This window comes from Pseudomonas entomophila (assembly GCF_018417595.1).
Taxonomy (GTDB): Bacteria; Pseudomonadota; Gammaproteobacteria; order Pseudomonadales; family Pseudomonadaceae; genus Aquipseudomonas; species Aquipseudomonas entomophila_C.
This window is the reverse complement of the sequence record NZ_CP070982.1, coordinates 1,471,936-1,497,545: the sequence shown is the minus strand read 5'-3', so window position 1 is coordinate 1,497,545 and position 25,610 is coordinate 1,471,936. Positions and strand designations below refer to the sequence as shown.

24 protein-coding genes and 1 riboswitch are annotated in these 25,610 nt (G+C 64.3%); of the genes, 6 read left to right on the top strand and 18 right to left on the bottom strand.

Annotated elements, in window-relative coordinates; genetic code table 11:
* Positions 1–99: 99 nt before the first annotated feature.
* On the top strand, positions 100–3,576 hold the full coding sequence (locus JYG34_RS06585; protein WP_213659970.1) for a hybrid sensor histidine kinase/response regulator: 3,477 nt from the start codon (positions 100–102) through the stop codon (positions 3,574–3,576).
* On the opposite strand, the gene rmuC is transcribed toward JYG34_RS06585, so the two are convergent.
* Together rmuC and JYG34_RS06575 are read right to left on the bottom strand one after the other, a co-directional pair.
* Positions 3,548–4,906: a DNA recombination protein RmuC gene (rmuC, locus tag JYG34_RS06580; RefSeq protein ID WP_213661123.1), complete on the bottom strand. Its 1,359-nt coding sequence runs from the start codon at positions 4,904–4,906 to the stop codon at positions 3,548–3,550. The two genes, JYG34_RS06585 and rmuC, sit on opposite strands and share 29 nt — an antisense overlap.
* 390 nt (positions 4,907–5,296) lie before the next feature.
* Positions 5,297–5,701 carry a tetratricopeptide repeat protein gene (locus tag JYG34_RS06575; RefSeq protein ID WP_213659969.1) on the bottom strand — a complete coding sequence of 135 codons (405 nt, stop codon included), beginning with the start codon at positions 5,699–5,701 and terminating at the stop codon, positions 5,297–5,299.
* A gap of 929 nt (positions 5,702–6,630) precedes the next feature.
* Here JYG34_RS06575 and JYG34_RS06570 point away from each other — a divergent pair.
* From JYG34_RS06570 to JYG34_RS06560, 3 genes are all read left to right on the top strand, one after another.
* Complete coding sequence (locus JYG34_RS06570) at positions 6,631–6,855, top strand: hypothetical protein (RefSeq protein WP_213659968.1); 225 nt, start codon at positions 6,631–6,633, stop codon at positions 6,853–6,855.
* Positions 6,856–7,115: 260 nt separating this feature from the next.
* Positions 7,116–7,598 (top strand): hypothetical protein, encoded by a 483-nt coding sequence (locus JYG34_RS06565; protein WP_213659967.1) that lies wholly within the window; start codon positions 7,116–7,118, stop codon positions 7,596–7,598.
* A gap of 146 nt (positions 7,599–7,744) precedes the next feature.
* The gene (locus JYG34_RS06560; protein ID WP_213659966.1) at positions 7,745–9,007 is read left to right on the top strand and encodes an OmpP1/FadL family transporter; all 1,263 of its coding nucleotides are present in this window, start codon (positions 7,745–7,747) and stop codon (positions 9,005–9,007) included.
* 42 nt (positions 9,008–9,049) lie between these two features.
* On the opposite strand, the gene JYG34_RS06555 is transcribed toward JYG34_RS06560, so the two are convergent.
* Positions 9,050–9,982 (bottom strand): LysR family transcriptional regulator, encoded by a 933-nt coding sequence (locus JYG34_RS06555; protein ID WP_213659965.1) that lies wholly within the window; start codon positions 9,980–9,982, stop codon positions 9,050–9,052.
* Between the two features lie 117 nt (positions 9,983–10,099).
* Here JYG34_RS06555 and JYG34_RS06550 point away from each other — a divergent pair, with 117 nt between their 5' ends.
* Positions 10,100–10,360: a DUF2798 domain-containing protein gene (locus tag JYG34_RS06550; protein WP_213659964.1), complete on the top strand. Its 261-nt coding sequence runs from the start codon at positions 10,100–10,102 to the stop codon at positions 10,358–10,360.
* Positions 10,361–10,484: 124 nt separating this feature from the next.
* On the top strand, positions 10,485–11,732 hold the full coding sequence (locus JYG34_RS06545) for an IS256 family transposase (protein ID WP_213657248.1): 1,248 nt from the start codon (positions 10,485–10,487) through the stop codon (positions 11,730–11,732).
* Between the two features lie 898 nt (positions 11,733–12,630).
* On the opposite strand, the gene JYG34_RS06540 is transcribed toward JYG34_RS06545, so the two are convergent.
* From JYG34_RS06540 to cobO, 15 genes are all read right to left on the bottom strand, one after another.
* Positions 12,631–13,182: a glutathione peroxidase gene (locus JYG34_RS06540; protein WP_213661122.1), complete on the bottom strand. Its 552-nt coding sequence runs from the start codon at positions 13,180–13,182 to the stop codon at positions 12,631–12,633.
* A gap of 46 nt (positions 13,183–13,228) precedes the next feature.
* A complete protein-coding gene (locus JYG34_RS26430) occupies positions 13,229–13,351 on the bottom strand; it encodes a hypothetical protein (RefSeq protein ID WP_283811803.1) in 123 nt (40 codons plus the stop codon).
* A complete protein-coding gene (locus tag JYG34_RS06535) occupies positions 13,348–14,550 on the bottom strand; it encodes an MFS transporter (protein ID WP_434011217.1) in 1,203 nt (400 codons plus the stop codon). Before JYG34_RS06535 ends, JYG34_RS26430 begins: the two co-directional genes overlap by 4 nt.
* A gap of 64 nt (positions 14,551–14,614) precedes the next feature.
* Positions 14,615–15,019 (bottom strand): MarR family winged helix-turn-helix transcriptional regulator, encoded by a 405-nt coding sequence (locus JYG34_RS06530; RefSeq protein ID WP_213659963.1) that lies wholly within the window; start codon positions 15,017–15,019, stop codon positions 14,615–14,617.
* 54 nt (positions 15,020–15,073) lie between these two features.
* Positions 15,074–16,252 carry a glycoside hydrolase family 5 protein gene (locus tag JYG34_RS06525; protein ID WP_213659962.1) on the bottom strand — a complete coding sequence of 393 codons (1,179 nt, stop codon included), beginning with the start codon at positions 16,250–16,252 and terminating at the stop codon, positions 15,074–15,076.
* A gap of 148 nt (positions 16,253–16,400) precedes the next feature.
* Positions 16,401–17,135, bottom strand: a complete 735-nt coding sequence (locus JYG34_RS06520; protein WP_213659961.1) for an adenosylcobinamide-GDP ribazoletransferase — start codon at positions 17,133–17,135, stop codon at positions 16,401–16,403.
* A 1-nt stretch (position 17,136) separates the two neighbouring features.
* Positions 17,137–17,703, bottom strand: a complete 567-nt coding sequence (locus JYG34_RS06515) for a histidine phosphatase family protein (RefSeq protein ID WP_213659960.1) — start codon at positions 17,701–17,703, stop codon at positions 17,137–17,139.
* On the bottom strand, positions 17,700–18,755 hold the full coding sequence (cobT, locus tag JYG34_RS06510; protein WP_213659959.1) for a nicotinate-nucleotide--dimethylbenzimidazole phosphoribosyltransferase: 1,056 nt from the start codon (positions 18,753–18,755) through the stop codon (positions 17,700–17,702). Before cobT ends, JYG34_RS06515 begins: the two co-directional genes overlap by 4 nt.
* Positions 18,752–19,273 (bottom strand): bifunctional adenosylcobinamide kinase/adenosylcobinamide-phosphate guanylyltransferase, encoded by a 522-nt coding sequence (cobU, locus tag JYG34_RS06505; protein ID WP_213659958.1) that lies wholly within the window; start codon positions 19,271–19,273, stop codon positions 18,752–18,754. The genes cobT and cobU overlap by 4 nt, the downstream gene beginning before the upstream one ends.
* Positions 19,266–20,729 carry a cobyric acid synthase gene (locus JYG34_RS06500; RefSeq protein ID WP_213659957.1) on the bottom strand — a complete coding sequence of 488 codons (1,464 nt, stop codon included), beginning with the start codon at positions 20,727–20,729 and terminating at the stop codon, positions 19,266–19,268. The genes cobU and JYG34_RS06500 overlap by 8 nt, the downstream gene beginning before the upstream one ends.
* Complete coding sequence (cobD, locus tag JYG34_RS06495) at positions 20,726–21,718, bottom strand: threonine-phosphate decarboxylase CobD (RefSeq protein WP_213659956.1); 993 nt, start codon at positions 21,716–21,718, stop codon at positions 20,726–20,728. Before cobD ends, JYG34_RS06500 begins: the two co-directional genes overlap by 4 nt.
* Complete coding sequence (gene cbiB, locus JYG34_RS06490) at positions 21,711–22,619, bottom strand: adenosylcobinamide-phosphate synthase CbiB (RefSeq protein WP_213659955.1); 909 nt, start codon at positions 22,617–22,619, stop codon at positions 21,711–21,713. The genes cobD and cbiB overlap by 8 nt, the downstream gene beginning before the upstream one ends.
* Positions 22,616–23,266 (bottom strand): 5,6-dimethylbenzimidazole synthase, encoded by a 651-nt coding sequence (bluB, locus tag JYG34_RS06485; RefSeq protein ID WP_213659954.1) that lies wholly within the window; start codon positions 23,264–23,266, stop codon positions 22,616–22,618. Before bluB ends, cbiB begins: the two co-directional genes overlap by 4 nt.
* Positions 23,263–24,558 carry a cobyrinate a,c-diamide synthase gene (locus tag JYG34_RS06480; protein ID WP_213659953.1) on the bottom strand — a complete coding sequence of 432 codons (1,296 nt, stop codon included), beginning with the start codon at positions 24,556–24,558 and terminating at the stop codon, positions 23,263–23,265. The genes bluB and JYG34_RS06480 overlap by 4 nt, the downstream gene beginning before the upstream one ends.
* On the bottom strand, positions 24,555–25,166 hold the full coding sequence (gene cobO, locus JYG34_RS06475; RefSeq protein WP_134691854.1) for a cob(I)yrinic acid a,c-diamide adenosyltransferase: 612 nt from the start codon (positions 25,164–25,166) through the stop codon (positions 24,555–24,557). The genes JYG34_RS06480 and cobO overlap by 4 nt, the downstream gene beginning before the upstream one ends.
* A gap of 111 nt (positions 25,167–25,277) precedes the next feature.
* Positions 25,278–25,497: riboswitch (cobalamin riboswitch) on the bottom strand.
* Positions 25,498–25,610 lie beyond the last annotated feature (113 nt).

Here is a 25,610-nt window from a genome sequence, read left to right as displayed (position 1 = left end):
CGTCCTGCCACTGCGACCATGGTCTGCGCTGACGAACCTGTCCTCGCGTGCCAGACTGATTGATCGGGACCGCGTTCTATTTTTTGCTCCGGAGTTTGCATGTCGTTGTCCAGCGGGCTGATCGCCGTGGTCGCCCTGGCCTATATGGCCATCATGTTCGCCATCGCCTTCTACGGCGACCGCCGCAGCACCCCGCTGCCGCCGCGCCTGCGCGCCTGGGTGTACAGCCTGTCGCTGGCGGTGTACTGCACCAGCTGGACCTTCTTCGGCGCGGTCGGCCAGGCCGCCGAGCAGTTGTGGGCGTTCCTGCCCATCTATCTCGGGCCGATGCTGTTGCTGATCTTCGCACCCTGGGTGGTGCAGAAGATGGTGCTGATCAGCAAGCAGCAGAACATCACCTCCATCGCCGACTTCATCGCCGCGCGCTATGGCAAGTCGCAGACGCTGGCTGTGGTGGTGGCGCTGATCTGCCTGGTCGGCGTGCTGCCCTACATCGCCCTGCAGCTCAAGGGCATCGTGCTGGGGGTGAACCTGCTGATCGGCGCCAATGCCGACGCCACCGGCAGCCGGGTGCAGGACACCGCGTTGGTGATCTCGCTGGTGCTGGCGCTGTTCGCCATCGTCTTCGGTACCCGCAGCCTGGACGTTACCGAGCACCACCGCGGCATGGTCCTGGCCATCGCCTTCGAGTCGCTGGTCAAGCTGCTGGCGTTTCTCGCCGTGGGCGCCTTCGTGGTGTTCAACCTGTATGACGGCTTCGACGACCTGTTCACCCAGGCGCGCCAGTCGGTGCACCTGGAAAGCTACTGGCAGGAGACCATCAACTGGCCGTCGATGGTGGTGCAGACCGCCGTGGCGATGATGGCGATCATCTGCCTGCCACGGCAGTTCCACGTCACCGTGGTGGAGAACATCGAGCCCCAGGACATGCGTCTGGCGCGCTGGGTGTTCCCGCTGTACCTGGCGCTGGCCGCGCTGTTCGTGGTGCCCATTGCCCTGGCCGGGCAGATGCTGCTGCCGGGCACGGTGATCTCCGACTCGTTCGTGATCAGCCTGCCGCTGGCCGAAGCGCATCCGAGCCTGGCGCTGCTGGCCTTCATCGGCGGCGCCTCGGCGGCCACCGGCATGGTCATCGTCGAGGCGGTGGCGCTGTCGACCATGGTCTCCAACGACATGCTGCTGCCCTGGCTGTTGCGGCGCAACAACGCCGAGCGGCCGTTCGAGGCGTTCCGCCACTGGATGCTCTCGGTGCGCCGGGTGACCATCGTGGTGATCCTGTTGCTGGCCTACGTCAGCTACCGCCTGCTGGGCTCCACCGCAAGCCTGGCGACCATCGGCCAGATCGCCTTCGCCGCGGTCACCCAGCTGACCCCCGCGATGCTCGGCGCGCTGTACTGGAAACAGGCCAACCGCCGCGGCGTGTTCGCCGGCCTCGCCACCGGCATCTTCCTGTGGTTCTACACCCTGGTCCTGCCCATCACCGCCCACAGCCTGGGCTGGTCGCTGTCGCTGTTCCCAGGCCTGGCCTGGCTGCACGGCAACCCGCTGAACCTACCGATCACACCGCTCACCCAAGGCGTGGTGCTGTCGCTGGCGGGCAACTTCACGCTGTTCGCCTGGGTGTCGATCCTGTCGCGCACGCGGGTCTCCGAGCACTGGCAGGCCGGCCGCTTCATCGGCCAGCAGACCAGCGCCCGCCCCTCCAGCAAACCGCTGCTGGCGGTACAGATCGACGACCTGCTCAAGCTCGCCGCGCGCTTCGTCGGCGAAGAGCGCGCACGGCAGAGTTTCATCCGCTTCGCCTACCGCCAGGGCAAGGGCTTCAACCCCAACCAGAACGCCGACGGCGACTGGATCGAACACACCGAGCGCCTGCTCGCCGGGGTGCTCGGCACCTCCTCCACCCGCGCAGTGGTCAAGGCGGCCATCGAAGGCCGCGAGATGCAGCTCGAGGACGTGGTGCGCATCGCCGACGAGGCCAGCGAGGTGCTGCAGTTCAACCGCGCCCTGCTGCAAGGCGCCATCGAGAACATCAACCAGGGCATCAGCGTGGTGGATCAGAACCTGCGCCTGGTGGCCTGGAACCGCCGCTACCTGGAGCTGTTCAACTACCCCGACGGCCTGATCAGCGTCGGCCGGCCGATCGCCGACATCATCCGCTACAACGCCGAGCGCGGCCTGTGCGGCCCGGGCGAGGCCCAGGTCCATGTGGCCCGGCGCCTGCACTGGATGCGCCAAGGCCGCGCCCACTCCTCCGAACGGCTGTTCCCCAATGGCCGGGTGATCGAACTGATCGGCAACCCGATGCCCGGTGGCGGCTTCGTCATGAGCTTCACCGACATCACCCCGTTCCGCGAAGCCGAACAAGCGCTGCGCGACTCCAACGAAAGCCTGGAACAGCGGGTCGCCGAGCGTACCCACGAACTGTCGCAGCTCAACCAGGCGCTGTCCGAAGCCAAGAGCCGCGCCGAGGCGGTCAGCCAGTCGAAGACCCGCTTCCTCGCCGCCGTCAGCCATGACCTGATGCAACCGCTCAATGCCGCGCGGCTGTTCTCCGCGGCCCTGTCGCAGCAGGCCGAAGGCATGAACGATGAAGCCCAGCAACTGGTGCAGCACATGGACAGCTCGCTGCGCTCGGCCGAAGAGCTGATCAGCGACCTGCTGGACATCTCGCGCCTGGAAAACGGCAAGGTCACCCCGGACGTCAAGCCCTTCGCCCTCAACGAGCTGTTCGACACCCTGGGCGCCGAGTTCAAGGTGCTGGCCGCCGAGAAAGGCCTGGAGTTCCGCCTGCGCGGCAGTCGGCTGCGGGTCGACAGCGACATGAAACTGCTGCGCCGGATCCTGCAGAACTTCCTCACAAACGCCCTGCGCTACGGCAAGAGCCCGCTGCTGCTTGGCGTGCGGCGCCAGGGCGAGCACCTGTGGCTGGAGGTGTGGGACCGCGGCCCGGGCATCGCCGACGACAAGCTGCAGGTGATCTTCCAGGAGTTCAAGCGCCTGGACAGCCACCAGACCCGCGCCGAAAAAGGCCTGGGCCTGGGCCTGGCGATTGCCGATGGCCTGTGCCGGGTACTGGGGCATCAGCTGGAAGTGCGCTCATGGCCAGGCAAAGGCAGCGTGTTCCGCGTCAGCGTGCCGATCGCCCGCAGCCCGGCGCCCGCCGCCGTGCCCCCCGTGGAGCAGGCCGGCCAGCCCCTGGCCGGGTTGCAGGTGCTGTGTGTCGACAACGAAGACAGCATCCTGATCGGCATGAACAGCCTGCTCGGTCGCTGGGGCTGCAAAGTGTGGACCGCGCGCAACCAGGCTGAATGCGAGGCGCTGTTGGCCGACGGCCTGCGCCCGCACCTGGCTTTGGTGGACTACCACCTGGACGACGGCGAGACCGGGACTGGCTTGATGGGTTGGCTACGCGCGCGCCTGGGTGAGCCTGTGCCGGGCGTGGTGATCAGTGCCGACGGGCGCAACGAAACCATCGCCATGGTCCACGCCGCCGGCCTCGACTACCTCGCCAAACCGGTCAAGCCGGCCGCCTTGCGCGCCCTGCTCAATCGGCATCTGAGCCTGGTTCAGTAACCGCTTCGTCCGCCAGCGCCCGTTCGATCAGCTCGCTGGGCAGGCTCTTGCTGGCGCGGGCACCGAGCAGCTTGAGCTGTTCGCTGCGGCTGACCAGGTTGCCGCGCCCTTCGCAGAGTTTGTTGCGCGCCGCGGCGTAGGCCTTGTCCACCTGGGTGAGGCGCGCACCCAGTTCGTCCAGGTCCTGGATGAACAGCACGAACTTGTCATACAGCCAGCCGGCACGCTCGGCGATCTCGCGGGCGTTCTGGCTCTGGCGTTCCTGCTTCCACAGGCTGTCGATGACCCGCAGGGTGGCCAGCAGGGTGGTCGGGCTGACGATCACGATCTGCCGGTCGAAGGCTTCCTGGAACAGGTTGGGCTCGGCCTGCAGGGCCGCCGAGAAGGCTGCCTCGATCGGCACGAAGAGCAAGACGAAGTCCAGGCTGTGCAACCCGTCCAGGCGGTTGTAGTCCTTGCTCGACAAGCCTTTGACATGGTTGCGCAGGGACTGCACGTGCTGCTTGAGCGCAGTCTCGTCGTTGCTACCGACGAACTGCTGGTAGGCGGTGAGGCTCACCTTGGCGTCGACCACCACCTGCTTGTCACCGGGCAGCATGATCAACACATCGGGCTGGAAGCGCTCGCCATCGGCGCTCTTGAGGCTGACTTGTGTCTGGTACTCGCGGCCCTTTTCCAGGCCAGCATGCTCCAGCACCCGCTCGAGGATCAGCTCGCCCCAGTTGCCCTGGGTCTTCTGGCCCTTGAGCGCCTGGGTGAGGTTGGTGGCTTCGTCGCAGAGGCGCAGGTTGAGTTGCTGCAGGCGTTCGAGCTCCTTGCCCAGGGAAAAGCGCTCGCGGGCCTCCTGCTGGTAGCTTTCCTCGACGCGCTTTTCGAACGCCTGGATACGCTCCTTTAGCGGATCGAGCAATTGCCCCAGGTGCTGCTGGCTGGTCTGGGCGAATCGCTGCTCGCGCTCGTCGAAGATCTTCGTCGCCATCTCGGCGAACTGGGCACGCAGGGTGTCACGCGCCTGCTGCAGGTCTTCAAGGCGTTGCTGGTGACTCTCCTGCTGCTCGCGCAATTCGGCTTCAAGACGCGCGGCTTGCGCCTCCAGGCGACGCAGCTCGGCTTCACGGTTGGCGCGCTCCAGGCTCCAGGCGTGGGCGGCGTCGCGAGCGTTGTCACGGTCGATCTGCAGCAATTCGAGCTCACGGCCCTGGGCGGCGAGCTGGGTCTGCTTGACGGTGTTGGCCTCACTGAGGTCGCTGATCTCGTCGCGCCCGGCCTCCAGTTGCGCCTGCAACCCGGCCTGGGCCATCTGCGCGGCGTTCAGGCGCTCCTCGAGCAGCGCCTGCTCGGCCCTGCGCGCGCCCTGACCACGCTGCACCTGCATGACCCAACCCAGGCAGGGCACCGCGCCGGCCACCAAGCCCAGCAGAATGCTGGTCAGATCCACTGTCATGCTTACCCCGATCTAACGTTGACGATTGCTGCGCAGCTTATCAGCCTGGCTGCGAAGCTGCCTGTTACCAGGCATGGCTGTGTGTAGGAGCGGATTCATCCGCGATGCGCCGCGTGGCGGCGCTCGGTCCCGATGGTCCCATCACACCCTCGGCGGGCGCCTAGGACTACCACCCAAGATTGCGAACTGTCAGGGCCGTAAGGTGCTCGCCGGCAGAGGTGTTGAGCGTGTGCAATCGAGCGCCGCCCAAGCGGCGCATCGCGGATGAATCCGCTCCTACAGCAACAACCGCCGGGCCTCCTGCGATCCCTGCCCCGCCGCCAGTTCCAGCCAGTAACGGGCCTGCTCCGGCTCCTGCGCCTGGCACAACCGGCCGTATTCCAGTTGCGCACGGCGGTCACCGGCACGTGCGGCCTGGCGCAACAGTTCATGGCCGATACGCCGGTCCCGAGCGTTGCCGCAGTCATGGCAAAGCATCTGGCCCAGACGGCTCTGGGCCACCACCACGCCCTGGCGCGCCGGCTGCTTGAGCAGGCGCCCGGCCAGGTGCTTGACGCTGGGCTTGTCACCTAGGCGCGGGTTGTCGAGCAGCCACAGGGCCACTTTCAGGGAAAAACGTCTTGGGGATGACAGCACAGAGGATGCAACAGGACTGGCGAGGTGTTTACCGCGAAGCTTCATGACCGACAGCGATGGTGACTCGAGAGGCGCGCAACTCTACTCCTTTTTCGTGTTCGTGACGTGCTCGACTTTTGGCCACGCAAAAAAATCTTCAATGTTTTTTTCTTGACGTTTCACAGCTGCCCACGTGTGACTTCCAGCCTGGAACCCGATTGTCGGACAGTTCATGAAACTGCTGGCACGCCCGTCCTAGAGCAAGCGCACGGGACAATCCACAGAAGCTGTGGATAACTCGGTGGACAACCACTCTACACAGCCCGCAAACCCCTGTGAAATGGGGCTTTCAGTCAAACTGTCGATTTTTTCACCAGCAAAAATTAGTGTTTTTTTTCATTGACTTAAGCCCCCAGTCAAGGCATTGGCGAGTCATCCACAACCTGTTGCAAGGGGGTTACAAGTCGTCGCCCGAATGTGTACAAGTGCACCATCAAACGGCACGTCCATGCACGAAATCGGTACATTCGAGGGATTACCGGGGTATTCGCCCCTCTTCACAGCAGCCTCTGGAAGCGACATAATGGTCGGCTTCGCGCAACAAACATCAAAAACTTGCAACCCCCGAATCATTCGTGTAGGGTTGCGCCCTGTTAGTACCCAGCTGAAAGTCAATTCTGGCCACTCAGTCCTTGCAGCCCAGCGCTGCCCCATCAGGACCGGCCCATTCGATGATTCACTCGGCGGCTCACGCTGCTCAAGCACGAATCACGTTTCAGATTGATCAGGATCTTCCCCGGCGCCTCGAACCCTGGCCCCGGTGTGCTGCCTGCCTTCTGTCGTACCTACCAGTCAGCCCAGCGCCACCTATTGCATGCGCCCCTCTGGCTGCCCTGTTCCAGTCAGGTTCTGCATCTCCTTAATAAAGATGTCACTGGAACGTTTCTATTGTGCACGGATCAAAAGCCGTGTCTTACGCAGGAACATCCAACACTATGAGTAACCATCAACAGATCCAGGTTGCCTTCGGCACCCTTTCCAAAGCCTTCGCTCCGCTGAAGTGCCTTATCGTTGCCCCACGCAAGGGCAGTTTCAGCTTCACCCTGGTCGACGAACATGGCATCGCCTGCCACTCCGAGCGCCTCTACCCGGACCAGTACACCCGTGCTGAACCGCTCCAGGCCGTGATCGATCGCACCCGCCAATCGCTGACCGCATGAACGAATGGCGGCAGATTCACACCATGAATGCATGCCCCATCAAGCAGCCTGAAGGGACCCGGCTTAATTGCCTGCGGGCATATACCCCGCACCCTCAGGCAGCAATCGATTTAAAAACAGCCCTTTACACCACGATTATCACACTACACTTCAACTCGAGCGGCTGCGGTCGCTTCCGGCGGGCCTGACCACTCACCAGCTGCCAAGCTCCAGCGCCCGTCGGCCCTTTCCATAACAAGGGCATCCTGGGCGAGGGCATCATGGGCATCGCTGCGACCGAGTTGAGCCGATATGTGATCCGGCCAACCCTGATCTACCTGAACCGCCACTCTGAAAGCGCCGAAGCTTTGTTACTGGGCGTTGCCGCAAGCCAGTCGGCGCTGGGCTCGGCACTGCATGATCGCCGCGGCCATGGCCTGTACCGCATCGGTGAACAACGCCATCAATCGGTGTGGGACGATTTTCTCGCCCGCGACCCCGAACTCGCCAGCCTGGTCCGAGGCCTGGCAAGCCAGCACGCCTTCCTCGGCGGCCCGCACCTGGAACTGACCGTCAATCTGCGCTACGCCACGGCTATCGCCTGGATGCTGATCGAAGAACAGGCCTCCCCCTTGCCGCCCGCCGACGACTTGTTGGGGTTGGCGAGAATCTGGCGACAGACCTTCAACCCTCAAGGGCGGCTACGCGATTTCACCCTCGCCTGGCACCACTGCATCACCCCGATGCTGGCCCAGACTTCCTGAGCGCCATCTCCCTGGAAGACCGGAAAAAAAGGAATTTTGGTAGGATTGTCCTACAAAACAGCTCTATCTCCTGCGATACAGGCTATAGCGTGGAGCGAGATTTGTTGGTAGCTTTTCGCCCCGGAGATCCCAAGGAGTTTCTAATAATGAAAAAAGCAATGCTCAAAACCTCCCTCGGTATTGCCGTTGCCCTCGCTTCCAGCCACTTGCTCGCCAGCGGTTTCGCGCTGAACGAACAAAGTGTCAGCGGCATGGGGACAGGTTTCGCGGGTCGTTCTTCATCTGCCGAAGATGCCAGCACGGTCTTTGGAAACCCGGCGGGCATGTCGCGCCTGAAGCGCGAGCAAATTACCGTGGGTGGCGCAGCCGTCATTGCCAAATCCGATATTTCGGGCCGTGGAAGCAACCTCGGGGGGGAAACCGATGGTGACATGGTGCCGTTCGTCGGTGTGCCAATGGGCTACTACGTCAAGCCGCTGGACAACAACTGGAGCGTTGGCTTCGGTGTGTACGTTCCATTCGGCCTGGTGACCGATTACGGCAGTGGAGACGCCGCACGCTACTGGGGCAAGAAGAGCCACGTCGAAGTGGTAACCTTCCAGCCCACCGTCAGCTACGCCTTCAACGACAAGGTTTCGATCGGCTTCGGTCCGACCATCAACCGCATCAAGGGCGAGCTGGGCTCGAACACCATCAACCCGCGCACCCCGGGTCGCAACGATGGTGAAGTGAAGATCAAGGGTGACGACACTGCGGTCGGCTACAACATCGGCATCCTGGTCCAGGCCACCGATCACACCCGCCTCGGCCTGACCTACCACTCGATGGTGGACTACAAGCTCGAAGGCAAGACCAAGATCAACAACGCACTCATCGGTCCCTACAGCGGCAGCAAGTTCGATGCCGACCTGAAGATCAAGACCCCTGAGTCGGTGGACTTCTCGGTCACCCACGAGCTCGACGACCAGTGGACCCTGTACGCAGGCACCACCTGGACGCGCTGGAGCCGCCTGAAGGACATCACGGTGAACAACGATGTTCCGGCAGCGTTGCGCGCGCAGTTCGGCACCATCACCGAAGAGCAGAACTGGCACGACACCTGGGCCGGCGCCATCGGCGCCTCGTACAAGGTGAACAAGGAGTGGACCCTGCGCACTGGTTTCTCTGTCGACCAGTCGCCGACCAACAACCACGACCGTTCACCACGCATCCCTACTGGCGATCGCAAGATCTTCAGCCTGGGTGCCGGCTGGAGCCCGAACGACGATATGACCATCGACGTGGCATACTCCTACCTGTGGGAAGAAGACACCAAGGTCAACCTGGCAAGCCCGACCAAGGGTACTTACCAGGCCAAGTACGAAAACAGCGCTCACGGCCTCGGTGCTTCCCTCACCTACCGCTTCTGATTCGCTCGCGCTGCATGAAAAAACCGCCTTCGGGCGGTTTTTTCATGCCTGCACGCGCCAGGTGTCGCCGAGCTGTTCTTCCAGATACGTCATGAACGCCCGGACCTTGGTCGTCATCGCGAAGCGATCGACCAGGCACAGGTACACATCCATGGGTTCGGTCTGGGCATAGGCCTGCTGGCCGTGAGCACTGAATTCGAACAATGGCACCAGGCGACCGGCATCCAGGTGCGGGCGAACGATGAACTCGGCCAGGCGGGTGATACCGCCATCGTTCAAGGCCATCTGGGTCAAGGCATCGATGTCATCGCTGATCAGCACCGGGCCGAAGGGGGCTTCGAAGCGCAGCCCATCGCGTACGAAGCCCCAGGGCAGGAACCGCCCGTCCACCGGGTAGCGGAACACCAGGCACCGATGATCGCGCAGGGCCTCGGGGCTGTCCGGCCAACCGGCGCTGGCCAGGTAGCCGGGCGATGCGCAGCAGATGAAGGGGATGCGCGCGATGTGCCGGGCCAGCAGGTTATCCTCTAGCTGCGGCGTGATGCGCAGGCTGACATCGATATCCTCGCGGGCGTGGTTGACCTTGCGATCAGTCGTTACCAACTCTATTGAAAGCTGCGGATAGCGCGCGGCAAAGGCCGGAATCATTGGCGCCAGTATGTGCCGACCGAAAGCCGAGGTCGAGGCGATGCACAGGCGCCCCTGGGGTTCGCTATCGGGCGTGCTCAATGCCTGTTCGGCCCTTGCGAGGTCGCGATCGATCTCACGGACGCGCTCGTAGTAGAGACTGCCAGCGGCGGTCAAGGCCATGCTGCGGGTGGTGCGCGACAGCAGACGGACCTGCAGGTGCGCCTCGAGCCGGGCCAGGGTCTGGCTGACTGCCGCCGGGCTGATCCCGAGCGCACGGGCACCGCCTGCGATGCTGCCGGCCTCGACCACCTTGATGTAGCTGCGGATAGCGTTGAGCAGGTCCATCGATGTTCCCTGCGTATTCATAAGATTTTCTTTATAAAGAACTCATCGAACGAGGTCTACAGCAGGCCGGGCGGCCATTGCTAACCTGCGCCTCCACTCATTCGAACGGGGGATTCCATGAACGAACTGTCTGCACCACGTAGCCGGCGCAAACTGCGGCCGGGGGCCATGCCCTATGTCTTCGCCTTCTACATGTCGGCGATCATGGCGATGCTGATGTGCTTTGTGATCACGGCGGCCAACGGCGGGGTCGGTGGCGATTATCTGGGGAGTGTGCTCAAGGCTTATCAGTTGGCGATGCCGGTGGCGTTTGTCTGTGTGCTGGTGGTGCGGCCGGTGGTGGTTCGGTTGGTGGCGTTGACGGTGGATTTGCGCTGAGTGGGATCGGCTTTCAGAGTGTGGGTTTTGGATGTTTTGAGCATATCCATGGGCGATGGGGACGCTGATTCAGAGGGTGTCAGAAATTTTGTGTTCGGGCATAACATGAGTAAGAGGTGCATGTATGCCAACCAAAAAGAAACCCTTGCGTGACCTGCCCAAAATCCCCAAAGAGCTGCTGGAGCAGTTCGGTGAGGGCCTGATGACCGCAGAAGCTATCGAGGATGCCTCTGCGGCGTTCAAGAAGGCCCTGATCGAACGCGCTCTGCATGCCGAGCTTGGCCACCACCTGGGCTATCCGCCGGGCGCGCAGCGCCCAGAGGATGAAACCAACCAGCGTAACGGCAAGAGTGGCAAGACGGTTTTAACGGGGGATGGCCCACTGCGGCTGGAAATTCCTCGCGATCGAGACGGCAGTTTTTCGCCCATTCTGATCCCCAAGCACGAGCGGCGGTACACCGGTTTCGATGACAAGATCATCGCCATGTACGCCCGTGGAATGACGGTCAGAGAGATCCGAGCCTTTTTGTCCGAGCAGTATGGAACAGAGGTCTCACCCGACTTCATCAGCTCTGTGACAGACGAGGTCATGGACGAGATTGGCGCGTGGCAACAGCGGCCACTGGAGCCGATGTACCCGGTCATTTTCTTCGATGCACTGCGGGTGAAGATCCGCGAAGAGGGCCTGGTGCGCAACAAGGCCATTTACCTGGCCCTGGGCGTCCTCCCCGACGGGACGCGGGATATCCTGGGCATCTGGATCGAGAACACCGAGGGCGCGAAGTTTTGGATGAAGGTCTTTAACGATCTCAAGACGCGCGGTGTCGAAGATGTGCTGATTGCCGTGACCGATGGCCTCAAAGGTATGCCAGAGGCTCTCAGTGCCGTGTTTCCAGAGACGACGTTGCAAACGTGCATCGTGCACCTGATCCGCAACAGCCTCGACTTCGCGGCCTGGGACAAGCGGCGGGCTCTGGCCAAGGAGCTGAAGCCGATTTACCAAGCCATTAATGCTGAAGCGGCTGAGCAAGCACTCGATGAGTTTGAGAACGGGCCGTGGGGCGAGAAATATCCAACGGTGGTGGCTGCCTGGAGACGCGCCTGGGATCGAGTGATTCCATTTTTCGTCTTCCCACCGGCCATCAGAAAGGTGATTTACACCACCAACGCCATCGAGAGCATCAACGCCCAGCTACGCAAGGTCATCAAGACTCGCGGGCATTTCCCGAATGATGACGCAGCGACCAAACTGATTTGGCTGGGATTGCGCAACATAACAGCCAATTGGGGAAAACCGGCCCATGATTGGAAAAGCGCGATGAATCAATTTGCGATTCTGTACGGAGATCGGTTCATCAGGCCGACCTGGTGAGAATCAGGGCCTGCCTGACGGCAGGCCGTTACCGGCCCGCACACAAAAAATCTGACAGTCCCCTGATTCACCTTTCCGCCCTTACGGCGGGTTACTTTGGTCTTGGCCAAAGTAACCAAAGCCGTTCGCTCCATCATCCGTCCCGCTCACAGCGGGATCCCCTCATGCCTTTGTTGCTCCCGTGGGTACCGCGCTGAACGCCCCATCCTGGGGCGCAGCGCTCGACGGCCATCCATGGCCGTCGCCCCACTACGTAAGAACTCCGCTCGGCCTCCTGAAGTCGCATTTGGCGGCGCCTGGACTATCGCGCATCAAGATCAAAAGCCGGGCGAAGCGCTGCGCGCTCGCGGAAGCAAAGAGCAAAGAGCAAAGAGCAAAGAGCAAAGAGCAAAGAGCAAAGAGCAAAGAGCGGAAAGTTTTATAGTTATGTAATCTCGTGATGGACGTGTCGCTTGTGCGATCGGTTCGCCGGCAAAGCCGGCTTCTACAATGGAGCGGCGTACACCATTCGGTAGGAGCCGGCTTTGCCGGCGAATGCGCACTAGAGGCCAAGAAAAAACAACGAGCGACAGCTGCGCCTGCCTAGGCGCCGCCCGTAACTTCGCGACTTCAGGAGGCTGAGCGCAGGCGTCTGGAGGGCCAGGTGCGCAGCACCCTTCGGCGTTAGCCGAAGGCGCGAGATGTAGACTTGCGCAGCAAGTCGTAGGCCGCGCGGGCCCGGAAGGCGCCGGAGCGAAGGGACCCGGAGCGCAGCGTAGGGCCGTATGATGGAGCGAGCGGCTTTTGGTTACTTTTGGCCAAGACCAAAAGTAACCCGCCGTAAGGGCGGAAAGGTGAATCAGCGTCTCCATCGCCAATGGATATGCTCAAAAAGCCCAAAACCCAAACAACCAAACAATCAAAGCGGCGAAGCGATCGCCTTGTCGATGGCCGCCCTGAACGCCGGATCATCAGGCTTGGTCAAACTGGAAAAACTCCCAATCACCTTCCCCCGCCGATCCACCACATACTTGTAGAAATTCCACTTCGGCGCACTGCTCTGGCGAGCCAGCTCGACGAACAACGGAATCGCATCCTTGCCCCGCACCGGCTGCGCCTTGGTCATGGTGAAGGTCACACCGTAATTGGCGTAACAAACCTTGGCCGTCTTGTCGCTATCGGCATCTTCCTGCTTGAAATCGTTGGACGGCACCCCGAGCATTTCCAGCCCTTTGCCGTGGTAATCCTTGTACGTCGCCTCGAGCCCCTCGAACTGCGGGGCAAAGCCGCAGTAGCTGGCGGTGTTGATCACCACCAGCGGCTTGCCGGCAAAGCGCTCGCACAGGTCGATCTGCCCCTTGCCGCGCAACTCCGGCAGGCTGCCCTGCAGCAGTGCCGGGCAATCCGCCGCCCAACTCGAGGTGGCGGCCAGCAGAGTCAACACGGGTATCGTCAGCCAGCTTGCACGCATCATGAAGTTCTCCTGCAAGACATTCCCTGAAGGTGCAGGGTAGCGCCTAACACAGGCTCATGCCCAACTGCATCAACGCCAGTCCGCCCTTCTGCCAGCCCCACCACGCCAGTGCCAGCACCAATAGCCCGGCAATAGCCAACAGCGCCCGCCCCACCACGCGATTCATATCGCCTGGGCCTGCAAACGCGCCACCGGACGCTCGCGCACCGGCCAGTTGAGCGCGGCCGCCAGCAAACTGAGCAAGATCGAGATCTGCCAGACCAGGTCATAGTTGCCGGTCCGGTCATACACCACACCCCCCAACCAACCGCCCAGGAACGCGCCCAACTGGTGAAACAGGAACACGATGCCACCCAGCATGGACAGGTTGCGCACGCCAAAAAGCGTGGCCACGGTGCCATTGGTCAACGGCACCGTGGACAACCACAGCAGGCCCATGGCGATACCGAACAGGTAGGCGCTGAACTGTGTGACCGGTGCCCAGAGGAACAGCACGATCACCACCGCACGCAGCAAATAGAGCCCTGTCAGCAGGCGCGGCTTGGACATGCGCCCGCCGAGCCAGCCCGCCGTGTAGGTACCGACGATATTGAACAACCCCACCAGCGCCAGCACCGTGGTACCAGTGGTCGCCGCCAGGTGCTGGTCGACCAGGTAGGCCGGCAGGTGCACCCCGATGAACACCACCTGGAAACCACAGACAAAGAAACCCAGGGCTAGCAACCAGAAACCGGAGTGCGTGCAAGCCTCGCGCAGCGCCTGGGCAAGGGTCTGCTCGGCGCCATGGCTGGGCAGCGGACGATCACGCAGCAGGCTGACGAACGGCACGATCAATGCCACCAGCAAGCCCAGCACCAGCAGGGCCGCCGACCAGCCCAACCACTGAATCAACCCCTGGGTGCCCGGCAACATGGCGAACTGGCCGAACGACCCCGCCGCGCTGGCGATCCCCATGGCCATGCTGCGCTTTTCCGGTGCCACCGCGCGCCCCACCACACCGAGAATCACCGAGAACGAAGTGCCGGACAGGCCAATACCGATCAACAGGCCCGCACTCAAAGACAGCGACCAGGGCGAGTCGGACACGGCCATCAGTAGCAGCCCAGCGGCGTAGAGAATGCCACCGATGATCACCACCCTCGCCGCGCCAAGGCGGTCGGCAAGGGCACCGGAGAACGGCTGTGCAAGACCCCAGATCAAGTTCTGCAGGGCGATGGCGAAAGCGAATACCCCGCGCCCCCAGCCGAAGTCGGCGCTCATCGGCGCGAGAAACAAGCCAAATCCATGCCGCACACCCAATGACAACGCCAGGATCAGCGCCGCCCCCAGTAACACCCACCCGCTGGTCCGCCACACGGAAGTCATTGTCGTCCTCTCCAGCACATCGCAAGGTTTATACGGGTATATACCCGCTTTTAGTCATACCGAATCACGCCAGGTGCTCCAGCATCCGCACCAACGCGTCACGCTGCCCTTCGCCCAGTTGCTCGACAAGCTGTGCCTGGGCCTTCATCCACGCCGGGTGCGCTGCCTCCAACCGCGCCCTGCCCGCTTCGCTGAGCAGGACCACACGGTTGCGCTGGTCGTCACCGTCTGCCAGTTGTACCAGGCCATCGGCCTGGAGCACCCGCACGTTGCGCCCGAGCGTACTGCGCTCCAGGCCCATGGCCTCGGCCAGGCTGGTGATACTGGGACGATCGAGCCGCTGCAGGTGTCGCAGCAGCGAAAACTGGGCAACGTTGATACCGAAGTCGGCAAGGGCTTCGTCATAGTGGCGGCTCACCCCACGGGCGGCACGACGCAGGTGGGTACAGATGCATTCACTGGTCAACATAGATACGTGTATATACCCGCGATATGGATGTTGCAAGAAGTTTCAAGGTGACATTCAAGGCCGCAAGCGTCGAGCAATTGGCTCGAATGCCGTTGTGGCCGTTCGCTCAACGGGGTCTGGAGTGCCCTGGTCAACGGCCTGCCAATAGCGCCACGGTACCTTGGCCGTGCCCAATTCATAGTCCATGCCATCCCAGCTGTCCTCACGGAAGCTGTAGAACGCCCAGTGCAACTGTTCACGGTCAAGCACCGTGAGCACATCCTCCAGGTACTGCCTGCAACCGGGGAGCCGCCTCATGCAACCGAACTCGCCGACCACCAACCGTGAGCGCGGCAGCTTGACCTCGTCCGCCCAGGCCAGGGGTTGGCGCAGATAGTCCGCGACCCGTTTCGCCCCCCATTGCTGCGTCTGTCCGGCAAAGGGTACCGCCCCGGGATACGCATAGGGGTGTTCACGGGCCAGGTTCGGCGCACTGGTCGCGGCATAGGGCTCGTACATGTGCACGCTGTACAGCACACGAGGATCGTCCAGGGCTTCAGGCCAGTAACCGAGAGCATCGGCGGCGGCGTACCAGCCCGCATCGAGCATCACCGGGGTCTCGCTGTCGGCTTCACGCACCGCCGCCAGCAGTTGCCTGTACAAGGCCGGCAGGTCACGTGCGCCACCCTGCTGGCGGGCATACCACTGCTTCATCTGGCCGGGCTCGGCATGCTCGGCCAGGCCACCCTGCTTTTCCGGTGCCGGCTCGTTGACCAGGTTGTAGCCAGCGATGGCTGGATGGTCTTTCAATGCCTGGGCCAGGTCATGCCAGAAGCGCGCGGACTGAGCCCAGAAACGCTTGTCCTGCCACAGGCGATCGTCGAACTGGCCGTGGTTGTTCTGCGCCCAGCGCATGCCGGGCAGCGACAGCGGTGTGATCACGACCTTGAGGCCGGCGGCATGGGCGCGGTCGAGCACGGCAACCAGTTGCTTCAGGTCGGCCTCGACCAGCCCCTGGTAATCGTCGGCATCGCCCAGCAGAAAATCACGCCGTGCCGGGCGCCACTTGTCGTAGGAGAGCCGCACCCAACTGGCGCCATAACCTTTGAGCGCATCGAAATAGGCTTGTTCGGGCGGCAGGCGATTGAAGCTGTTACCGCCGTGGCGTGGCGTGCTCCAGAAGTCGATGAGGTCTGCGGCATTCAGCGGGGACGCCCCGAAGGCCAGCAGGCAAGCGAAGATCCAGTGGCGCATGGAGTGCTCCAGGCAATGAGAAGAGATGCCCGAGGATAAGCCAGGTTACCCACGGAAACCTCCGAAGCATCAGTAGGCAGCGCCCCATTCGCAGGCAAGTGCACATTACCTGTAGGAGCCGGCTTGCGCCGGTAATGCCCCACCAAGCTCAAACCATCAACGCCAAGCCCACCACCACCGCCAGCTCCAGCAACTCCAGCATCGCCCCGGCCGTGTCACCGGTGGTACCGCCCAACCGCTTGCACATCAGCCGCCGCAGCCACAAGAACACCCCAAGCGACAGCAGCAGCATCCAAAGCCCGGGCAAGCCCGCCAGCACAACGCAAACCAGCACGCTGCCCAGCAGCACCCACCCAGCCGCCCGGCGCGGCAGGTGCTCGGCCAAGGCCGCCCCCAATCCACCCTGGCGCACATAGGGCGTGCCCATGAACAAACACAACATCGCCGCCCGCCCGACCACAGGCGCCAGCACCAGCCAGCCCCCCACGCCACGCTCGACCAGCACCCACAGCGCACAGAACTTCAGCAACAGCACCAGCACCAGGACGACCACGGCAATCGGCCCGCTGCGCGGGTCCTTCATGATCTGCAAGGTGCGCTCACGATCACCGAATCCACCCAGCCAGGCATCGGCGCTGTCGGCCAAGCCATCCAGGTGCAAGGCGCCACTGAGCAGCACCCACAGCGCCAGCAGCAATGCCGCATGCAATGGCGCCGGCGCCCCCTGAAGCAGATGGCTGGCCAGCCACAGCAGCAGGCCGAATAGCAGCCCGACCAGGGGATAGAACAGCAGCGAGCGGCCCATCTCGTTCGGTGTCGGCATGCCCGGCAGGCGTACCGGCAAGCTGCCGAGAAACTGCAAGGCGATCCAGAACGGCAGCATCTCAATCCACCTCGTGCAGCAGGTCGCCTTCGCAGACCAGCCGCTTCAATGCGCCATGCCCGACTTCGACTTGCAGCAGTTGCTCTCGTGGCAAACCACGGGCCTGCGCCAGCAGAAGGCGCATCACACCGCCATGGGTGACCAGCAACACACGCTTGCCCGCGTACTGGCACGCCAGCCTGGTGACTGCCGCTTGTACACGCTCGGCAAATGCCAGCACCGCTTCGCCGCCGGGTGGCGTGAACGCGTAGGGGTCATTCCAGAACAGCCCAAGGGCATCGGCTTCGGTCTGCATGATCTGCGCCGCACTGCGCCCTTCCCAGTCACCGAAATGCAGTTCGCGCACATCCGCCTCACGCTGCACCGCCAGCCCCAGGCGTGCGCCCAGCTCATCAGCGAACAGCCCGCAGCGTTGCAGCGGCGAGCTGACCAGCACATCCCAAGGGCCGGCCCCGGCCACCGCCTGGCGCATCTGCGTCCAGCCAAGCGGTGTCAGGGCATCGTCCAGGCTGCCACGCAGGCCACCACCGAGCACGGTCTCGCCGTGGCGCAGCAGGTCGAGGATCATGCCGGGCGATCCGCCACCGCCGCTTCGGCGAAGGTCGCCATCTGCCCGTGCAGGGCGCAAGCCAGGCGAATCAGCGGCACGGCCAGGGCCGCGCCACTGCCCTCGCCGAGGCGCAACCCCAGGGCCAGCAGCGGCTCGGCTTGCAGGGCGGCAAGCAAGGCCTTGTGCCCAGGTTCCGCGCCCTGATGGGCGAACAGCAGCCACGGCTGGCACTGCGGATTGAGGCGCACCGCCACCAGGGCGGCGACGCTGCAGATGAATCCATCGACCAGCACCGGCAGCCCGTGCTGGGCACAGGCCAGGTAGGCCCCCACCAGTGCGGCGATCTCGAAACCGCCGACATGACCCAAAGCACGTAGCGGCTCGTCGGCACGCAGCCCATGCAGCACCAGGGCACGCTCGATGACCTCGGCCTTGTGCCGCACACCGGCGCTGTCCAGGCCGGTACCTGGCCCGCTCAGCTCACGCGCCGGACAGCCCATCAGCGTGCAGGCCAGGGCGGCGGCGGCCGTGGTGTTACCGATGCCCATTTCGCCGCCGATGAACAGCTGGGCACCCTGTTCGAGCGCGCGCAGGGCGCTGTCGCGGCCGGCCTGCAACGCAGCCGCCAGCTGGATGTCGGTCATCGCCGCCTGGCGGGCAAAGTTGCCAGTACCCGCGCCCAGGCGCAGATGGCGCACGCCGGGCAGGTCCAGCGACGGGTCGACCGTGCCGAGGTCGACCACTTCCAGGCTCGCCTCCAGCTGTCGCGCCAACACGCTGATCGCCGCACCGCCCGAGACGAAGTTGCGCAGCATCTGCCCGGTTACGGCCTGCGGATAGGCAGAAATGCCCTCCTCCACCACACCATGGTCACCGGCGAATATCGTGATTGCCACCTGTTCCAAGGTGGGGCGCTCCCGCCCTTGCAACCCGGCCAGGCGAATCGCCAGGCCTTCGAGCTGGCCGAGGGAACCAGTGGGTTTGGTCAGTTGCTGCTGACGGGCACGGGCCTGGTCCATGGCGGCGGTATCGAGGGGTTGGCAGGCGTCGCGCCACCACGTCTGGGTCATAGAGCAGGTCCTTTGAGCATGAGAGGGAGGCCGGCCACGGTGAGCACCACACGCTGGCAGCGTGCGGCCACGGCCTGGTGCAGCAGGCCGGAAAGGTCGACGTAGCGCCGGGTCAGTTCGCCCATGGGCACCACGCCCAGGCCGGTTTCATTGCTGACCAGGATGATCGTGCCAGGCAGTTGCTCCAGGCAGTCGAGCAGCGCATCGCGCTCCCGGGCCAGGCGCTGGTCATCTTCGAGCATCAACAGGTTGGTCAGCCACAAGGTGAGGCAATCCACCAGCAGGCAGCGCCCTTCAGCGGCCTCGGCGCGCAGCACGGTGGCCAGGGCCAGGGGCTCCTCGATCAGCCCCCAGTCGGTCGGGCGGCGTTCGCGGTGCAGGCGCACACGCTCGCTCATCTCGCCGTCCTGGGGTTCACTGGTGGCGATATAGGTCACCGGCAAGCGGCTGTCCGTGGCCAACTGTTCGGCCAGACGGCTCTTGCCGGAGCGGGCGCCGCCGAGGATCAGGCTACGCATCGGCGGCCACACCGCACAGTTGGCGCAGGCGTTCGGTATCCAGGTGCTGCTCCACCAGGTCGGCGAGGCGCTCGATATCGCGCTCGCGCAGGGCCTCGTAGTCGATGGCCTGGGCGTCCGCGAGCCCGGCCCAGCGCAGCAGCGCGGCGCACGACTGGCTGCCTTCGAACAGCCCGTGCAAGTAGGTGGCGAGGATCTGGCCGTCGGCGCTGATGGCGCCATCGTTGCGGCCATCGTCCAGCTGGACGGCCGGATGCTCCAGGCCCGGGCCATGGGTCACACCGGCATGGATCTCATAGCCGGACACCGCTGCCTGCTCCAGTTCGAGGGTACCGGCAACATTGCGCAGCTGCTTTTGCGCTTCCAGCACGGTGCTGTAGTCCAGCAACCCGAGGCCGGCACTGGAACCCGCCGCCCCTTCCAGGCCCAGCGGGTCGTGTACTTCATGGCCGAGCATCTGCAAGCCGCCGCAGATACCGATCACCTTGCCGCCATAGCGCAGGTGCCGGGCAATGGCTCGCTCCCAACCCCGCTCGCGCAACTGCAAAAGATCGGCGCGCACGCTCTTGGAGCCAGGCAGGATGATCAGGTCGGCGGGCGGGATCGGCTGGCCCGGGCCGATGAACTGCAGGTCCACCTGCGGGTGCAGGCGCAAGGGATCGAAGTCGGTGTGGTTGCTGATGCGCGGCAACACCGGGACGATCACCTTGAGCACGCGCTCGCCCTTGACCGCCTGGCGCACGTCGATGGCATCCTCGGCCTCCAGGTGCAGGTCGGTGACATAGGGCAGCACGCCCAGCACCGGCTTGCCGGTGCGCTGCTCCAGCCAGTCCAGGCCCGGTTGCAGCAAGGCGATGTCGCCCCGGAAACGATTGATGACAAAGCCCTTGACCCGTGCCTGCTCGCTCGGCGACAGCAGCTCCAGGGTGCCGACCAGGTGGGCGAACACGCCCCCCCGGTTGATGTCGGCGACCAGGATCACCGGGCAGTCGACAGCCTCGGCGAAACCCATGTTGGCGATATCGCCGGCGCGCAGGTTGATTTCGGCGGGCGAGCCGGCCCCCTCCACCATCACCACCGGATAGGCCTGGCGCAGGCGTTCATGGGAAGCCAGCACCGCCTGCATGGCGATGGCCTTGTAGTCGTGATAGGCCACGGCGTTCATGCTGGTAACCGCGCGCCCGTGCACGATCACCTGGGCGCCGGTGTCGCTGTTGGGCTTGAGCAGCACCGGGTTCATGTCGGTGTGCGGCGCCAGCCGGCAGGCCTGGGCCTGCACCGCCTGGGCCCGGCCGATCTCGCCGCCATCGGCGGTTACCGCGCTGTTGAGCGCCATGTTCTGCGGCTTGAACGGCACCACGGCGACACCCTGGCGCAACAGCCAGCGGCACAGGGCGGTGACCAGCGTGCTCTTGCCGGCATCGGAGGTGGTGCCCTGCACCATGAGGGTGGTCATGCCGAATCCTTCTGGTAGTCCGCCAGGGCCTGGGCCAGGCGTTGTTCGTCCGCCGCGCTGGGAGGCAGGCCCAGGCGCACGGCGAGCGGTTGCTCGAACAAGCGGACGAGGATGCCACGCCGGGCGAGAAAATCATGCAGATGCGCGGCGCGTTCGCTGCGCACGTATTGGAACAGGTCGCAGCCACCGCTCGGCGCCAGGCCGGCGCTTTGCAGCATGGCGGCCAGGCGCTGGCTGGCCCGCGCACAACGTTCGATCTGCCCTTGATGCGCGACGATGTCGGCGAAGCAGGCCTGGCCGATCATCCGTGTCGGGCCGCTGACCGTCCAGGGCCCCAGCAGGTCGGCCAGCTGTTGCAACAGTGCCGTTTCGGCGGCCACGAAGCCAAGCCTCACGCCAGCGAGCCCGAAAAACTTGCCGAACGAGCGCAGCACGATCAGCCCAGGGCACTCGGCGCAGTCGACGATGCTGTGTTCAGGCGTGTTGTCCATGAACGCTTCATCGACCAGCAGCCAGCCGCCCCGCGTGGCCAGTCGCGCGTGCCAGGCCAGCAATTGATCGCGGCTGAAACGACGCCCGGTGGGGTTGTTGGGGTTGACCAGCAGCAGCACATCGAGGCTGTCGAGCGCGCCCTCCACCTGGTATTCGTCCAGCTCGACGAGCGTATGCCCGGCGCGCTGCCAGGCATACGGATGCTCGGCATAACACGGCGACAACACACCGACCCGGCCTGGCGCACGTAAATGCGGCAACGCCTGGAGCGCCGCCTGGGAGCCGGCTACCGCCAGCAACTGGTGCACGCCATAGTACTGCCGCGCCGCCTCTTCCAGGCCGTCCTCGGTTTCCGGCAGGCGCGCCCAGGCATCCTGTGGGATCGTGGGAATCCGGTAGCTCCAAGGCGCGATGCCGCTGGACAGGTCGAGCCAGTGTTCACGGGCTATCCCGTAGTGTTTTACTGCGCGCAGCAGGCGCCCACCGTGCTCAAGCATTCAAGTAGCCTCCCACGCCGATCACCAGCAGCCACAGCCACACACCGCGCTGCACCAGGCTCCAGCCACGCTCGATGGCGTCGGCGTCGGCCATCGGCCCGTCACCCAGGCGTGGACGCTCATGCAACTGGCCGTGATAAATCGCCGAGCCACCTAGCTCCACGCCCAGCGCCCCCGCGCCGGCAGCCATGACCGGGCCGGCATTGGGACTATCCCATTGCGGCCCCTGCCGGCGCCAGCAGTTCATGGCCAGTCGAGTCTTGCCCAGCAGCGCGTAGGTCAGCGCCACCAACCGGGCAGGTATGTAGTTGAGCCCATCGTCGATACGCGCCGCACACCAACCGAAGCGCTCGAAGCGCTCATTGCGATAGCCCCACATGGCATCCAGGGTGTTGCTCAGGCGATAGAGCACCACCCCAGGTGCCCCGGCAACGACAAACCAGAACAACGCGGCGAACACGGCATCGCTGCCGTTCTCCAGCACCGATTCGGTAGCCGCCCGGGCCACGGCGGGCTCGTCCAGCTCGCGGGTTTCCCGGCTGACCAGGTATCCGACCCGCCGCCGCGCCTCTTCCAGGTCGCCCTGGCGCAATGCCTGGGCCACCGGCAGCACATGCTCGCCCAGGCTGCGCAGGCCAAGGGCGCAGTACAGCGCCAGCACATCGACGATCCAGCCGATATAGGGCAGCCAGGACAGGATCAACGCCACCAGGGTCAGTGGCACCACGGCCAGGAACCAGGCACTGACACCGTGGCTGCGCCAGCCGCGACCGCCGGCATTGAAACGCCGCTCCAGGCTCTTGGCCAGGTTGCCGAAGCCCACCAGCGGATGCCGCCGTTTCGGCTCGCCAAGCAAGGCGTCCAGGGCCACCCCCGCGACAGTCAGCAGGGCCACACTCATGGCCGCTCTCCCCATTGGTTCTCGTAGAGCATTTCATGCAACGGCCGTTGCTCGGCCCAGTCTTCCAGCACCAGCATTGGTGCGGGATAAAATTCGGTCACAGGCCCCAGGCACAGCACCGCCACCGGCTTTGCGCCTGCCGGCATGCCCAGCAGCGCGCCCAGGGCCTGTGGATCGAACAACGACACCCAGCCCATGCCCAGCCCTTCGGCGCGGGCCGCCAGCCACAGGTTCTGGATGGCGCAGGCCAGCGAGGCCAGGTCCATCTCGGGCAATGTACGACGCCCGAAAATATGCGGTTCACGGTTGTCCATCAGCGCGGCGACCAGCACCTCGGCGCAGCCATCGATGCCTTCGACCTTGAGCTTCATGAATGCATCGGAACGTTCACCCAGCGCCTCGGCGGTACGTACCCGCTCATCCTCCACCAGCGCCTGGATGCGCGCACGCAGCTCACGCTGGCTGATGCGGATGAAGCGCCACGGTTGCATCAACCCCACGCTGGGGGCCTGATGCGCGGCGGCCAGCAACCGGCCGAGCAGTTCCGGCGCGACTTCGCCACCGGCGAAATGGCGCATGTCGCGACGTTCGCCAATGGCTCGGTAGATGGCCGCGCGCTCGGCCTCGCTGTAGGCAAGTTCGTTCATGGTCGCAGCAACGCCGCCGCCGCATCGGGGTTGGAAGGGAAGTAGAAATGCACATAGGACGCGGTCAGGCGGCCCAGGCGGTAGACGGCTTCGTTGCCACGCCCACCATTGGGGCTCAGACCACGGGCAATAGGCTCGAGCGCCGTCTCGGTCAACGAGTGGTGGTAGGTGTGACCGCGCAGGGTGCCTTCCGGCAGCTCGACCGCCTGCAATGCCAGCGCCGCCAGGCGCTTCTGCATGGTCGCCTCACCCGGCAGCAGGCCGAGCAGCGTGGCGCGCTCGCCAGCCACATCGGTCAGCGCGTCGAGCAGGTAAAGCATGCCACCGCATTCGGCCAGCAAGGGCTTGCCTTGGGTATGGTGGCTGCGGATCGCCTCAAGCATGGGCGCATTGGCCGCCAGCGCATGATGATGCAGCTCCGGGTAGCCGCCTGGCAGGTACAGGCTGTCGACCACTGGCAGCTCACGGTCATGCAGCGGCGAGAAGAATTCGATTTGTGCGCCGAGATCGCGCAGCAATTCAAGGTTGGCGCCATAGGTGAAAGCGAAGGCTTCGTCGCGGGCCACGCCAACGCGCACCCCGGCCAGTGAAGCCTCGGTACCTGCCTGCTCCGGCGCGGCAAACGCCACCGGTGGCGGCAAAGCCGCATCGCAACTGGCACCCAGTGCCTCGGCGGCGGCATCCAGGCGGGCATCCAGGTCATTCAGCTCGTTGGCCTGCACCAACCCGAGATGACGGCTGGGTAATTCGATGCCGCGCTCGCGGGACAGCCCGCCGTACCAGCGCAGCCCCTCGGTCAGGCTGCCTTCCAGCAGTTGCGCATGACGCAGGCTGCCAACCCGGTTGGCCAGCACGCCAGCGAACGGCAGGTCAGACTGATAGCGCGCCAGCCCCAGGGCCAGGGCACCGAAGGTCTGGGCCATCGCCGTACCGTCGATCACCGCCAACACCGGCACACCGAAGTGGCGCGCCAGGTCGGCGCTCGACGGGGTGCCGTCGAACAGCCCCATCACGCCTTCGATCAGGATAAGGTCGGCCTCGCCGGCCGCCTCCCACAGCAAGCGGCGACTCTCATCGGCGCCGATCATCCACAGATCCAGCTGGTAGACCGGCGCGCCGCTGGCGCGTTCGAGGATCATCGGGTCGAGGAAGTCCGGCCCGCACTTGAACACCCGCACCTTGCGCCCAAGGTTGCGGTGCAGGCGGGCCAGGGCGGCGGTGACCGTGGTCTTGCCCTGGCCGGAGGCCGGTGCGGCAATCAGTACCGCCGGGCAGTGGCGAGCGTCACTCACAGTTCGACGCCCTTCTGCGCGCGGATACCGGCCTGGAACGCATGCTTGAGCATGCCCATCTCGGTTACGGTGTCAGCCAGCTCGATCATCTCGGGCTTGGCCGCGCGGCCAGTGACGATCACGTGCTGCATCGGCGGACGGGCCTGGATGTCCGAAAGTACCTGGTCGAGGTCGAGGTAACCGTGCTTGAGCGCGATATTCAGCTCGTCGAGCACGACGAACTGGATGGAAGGATCCTGCAGCAACTGGCGCGAGACAGCCCAGGCGGCCTCGGCGGCAGCGATGTCGCGCTGGCGGTCCTGGGTCTCCCAGGTGAAGCCCTCGCCCATCACGTGGTAGCGCACTTGCTCCGGGAAACGGCGGAAGAACAGTTCCTCACCGGTACTGTTGCGCCCCTTGATGAACTGCACCACGCCGCACTGCATCCCATGGCCCAGGGCGCGGGCGAGCATGCCGAAGGCCGAGCTGCTCTTGCCCTTGCCGTTGCCGGTCAGCACCAGCAAAAGGCCGCACTCGTTGGGGGAATTGGCGATGCGCTCGTCGATGATCGCCTTCTTGCGCTGCATGCGCGCCAGGTGGCGTTCGTCGCGTTCGGTGGATTCGCTCATCAGGGTTCTCCGCAGGCTGCCACTGGCGGGTGACAGGTAATAGGCGGGCAGACGGAGAACGCGCAGGGACCGTGGCGCAGGCCACATCGCTCCGCGCATCACCCTCCGTGATGCCGTTGGCAGTGACAGGCCGGTCTCCGGGCTCATGAGCGGGGCCATGCCCGGGCCGCACGCCTTCCCGGATCACGAAATCCAGTGGCCTTGCGCAGCCGTCCACTCATCTACCGTTGCGGGGGCAGCGCCGGAATCGCGCCTTGCTGGCGCCCACCGGCTTCCCAGTTTCACCCTGCCAAACCTGAGTTCGCAGGGCACCTGAAACACGCGGCGAAGGTTAGAGGGTTGTACTGGGAGCGTCAATCGAACGAGGGCCGATCTGGCCTGGATCAATGGCCGATCCGCCAGCTTGTGCCACACTCAAGACAGTGATATCACATAGCCATCATT

Bases quoted from the DNA above. Each gene is read 5' to 3' on its own strand.
- JYG34_RS06585 (WP_213659970.1), top strand. From the start codon at position 100: ATGTCGTTGTCCAGCGGGCTGATCGCCGTGGTCGCCCTGGCCTATATG.
- JYG34_RS06575 (WP_213659969.1), bottom strand. From the start codon at position 5,701: ATGAAGCTTCGCGGTAAACACCTCGCCAGTCCTGTTGCATCCTCTGTG.
- JYG34_RS06570 (WP_213659968.1), top strand. From the start codon at position 6,631: ATGAGTAACCATCAACAGATCCAGGTTGCCTTCGGCACCCTTTCCAAA.
- JYG34_RS06565 (WP_213659967.1), top strand. From the start codon at position 7,116: ATGGGCATCGCTGCGACCGAGTTGAGCCGATATGTGATCCGGCCAACC.
- JYG34_RS06560 (WP_213659966.1), top strand. From the start codon at position 7,745: ATGAAAAAAGCAATGCTCAAAACCTCCCTCGGTATTGCCGTTGCCCTC.
- JYG34_RS06555 (WP_213659965.1), bottom strand. From the start codon at position 9,982: ATGGACCTGCTCAACGCTATCCGCAGCTACATCAAGGTGGTCGAGGCC.
- JYG34_RS06550 (WP_213659964.1), top strand. From the start codon at position 10,100: ATGAACGAACTGTCTGCACCACGTAGCCGGCGCAAACTGCGGCCGGGG.
- JYG34_RS06545 (WP_213657248.1), top strand. From the start codon at position 10,485: ATGCCAACCAAAAAGAAACCCTTGCGTGACCTGCCCAAAATCCCCAAA.
- JYG34_RS06540 (WP_213661122.1), bottom strand. From the start codon at position 13,182: ATGCGTGCAAGCTGGCTGACGATACCCGTGTTGACTCTGCTGGCCGCC.
- JYG34_RS26430 (WP_283811803.1), bottom strand. From the start codon at position 13,351: ATGAATCGCGTGGTGGGGCGGGCGCTGTTGGCTATTGCCGGGCTATTG.
- JYG34_RS06535 (WP_434011217.1), bottom strand. From the start codon at position 14,550: ATGACTTCCGTGTGGCGGACCAGCGGGTGGGTGTTACTGGGGGCGGCG.
- JYG34_RS06530 (WP_213659963.1), bottom strand. From the start codon at position 15,019: ATGTTGACCAGTGAATGCATCTGTACCCACCTGCGTCGTGCCGCCCGT.
- JYG34_RS06525 (WP_213659962.1), bottom strand. From the start codon at position 16,252: ATGCGCCACTGGATCTTCGCTTGCCTGCTGGCCTTCGGGGCGTCCCCG.
- JYG34_RS06520 (WP_213659961.1), bottom strand. From the start codon at position 17,135: ATGCTGCCGTTCTGGATCGCCTTGCAGTTTCTCGGCAGCTTGCCGGTA.
- JYG34_RS06515 (WP_213659960.1), bottom strand. From the start codon at position 17,703: ATGATCCTCGACCTGCTGCGCCACGGCGAGACCGTGCTCGGTGGTGGC.
- cobT (WP_213659959.1), bottom strand. From the start codon at position 18,755: ATGACCCAGACGTGGTGGCGCGACGCCTGCCAACCCCTCGATACCGCC.
- cobU (WP_213659958.1), bottom strand. From the start codon at position 19,273: ATGCGTAGCCTGATCCTCGGCGGCGCCCGCTCCGGCAAGAGCCGTCTG.
- JYG34_RS06500 (WP_213659957.1), bottom strand. From the start codon at position 20,729: ATGACCACCCTCATGGTGCAGGGCACCACCTCCGATGCCGGCAAGAGC.
- cobD (WP_213659956.1), bottom strand. From the start codon at position 21,718: ATGCTTGAGCACGGTGGGCGCCTGCTGCGCGCAGTAAAACACTACGGG.
- cbiB (WP_213659955.1), bottom strand. From the start codon at position 22,619: ATGAGTGTGGCCCTGCTGACTGTCGCGGGGGTGGCCCTGGACGCCTTG.
- bluB (WP_213659954.1), bottom strand. From the start codon at position 23,266: ATGAACGAACTTGCCTACAGCGAGGCCGAGCGCGCGGCCATCTACCGA.
- cobO (WP_134691854.1), bottom strand. From the start codon at position 25,166: ATGAGCGAATCCACCGAACGCGACGAACGCCACCTGGCGCGCATGCAG.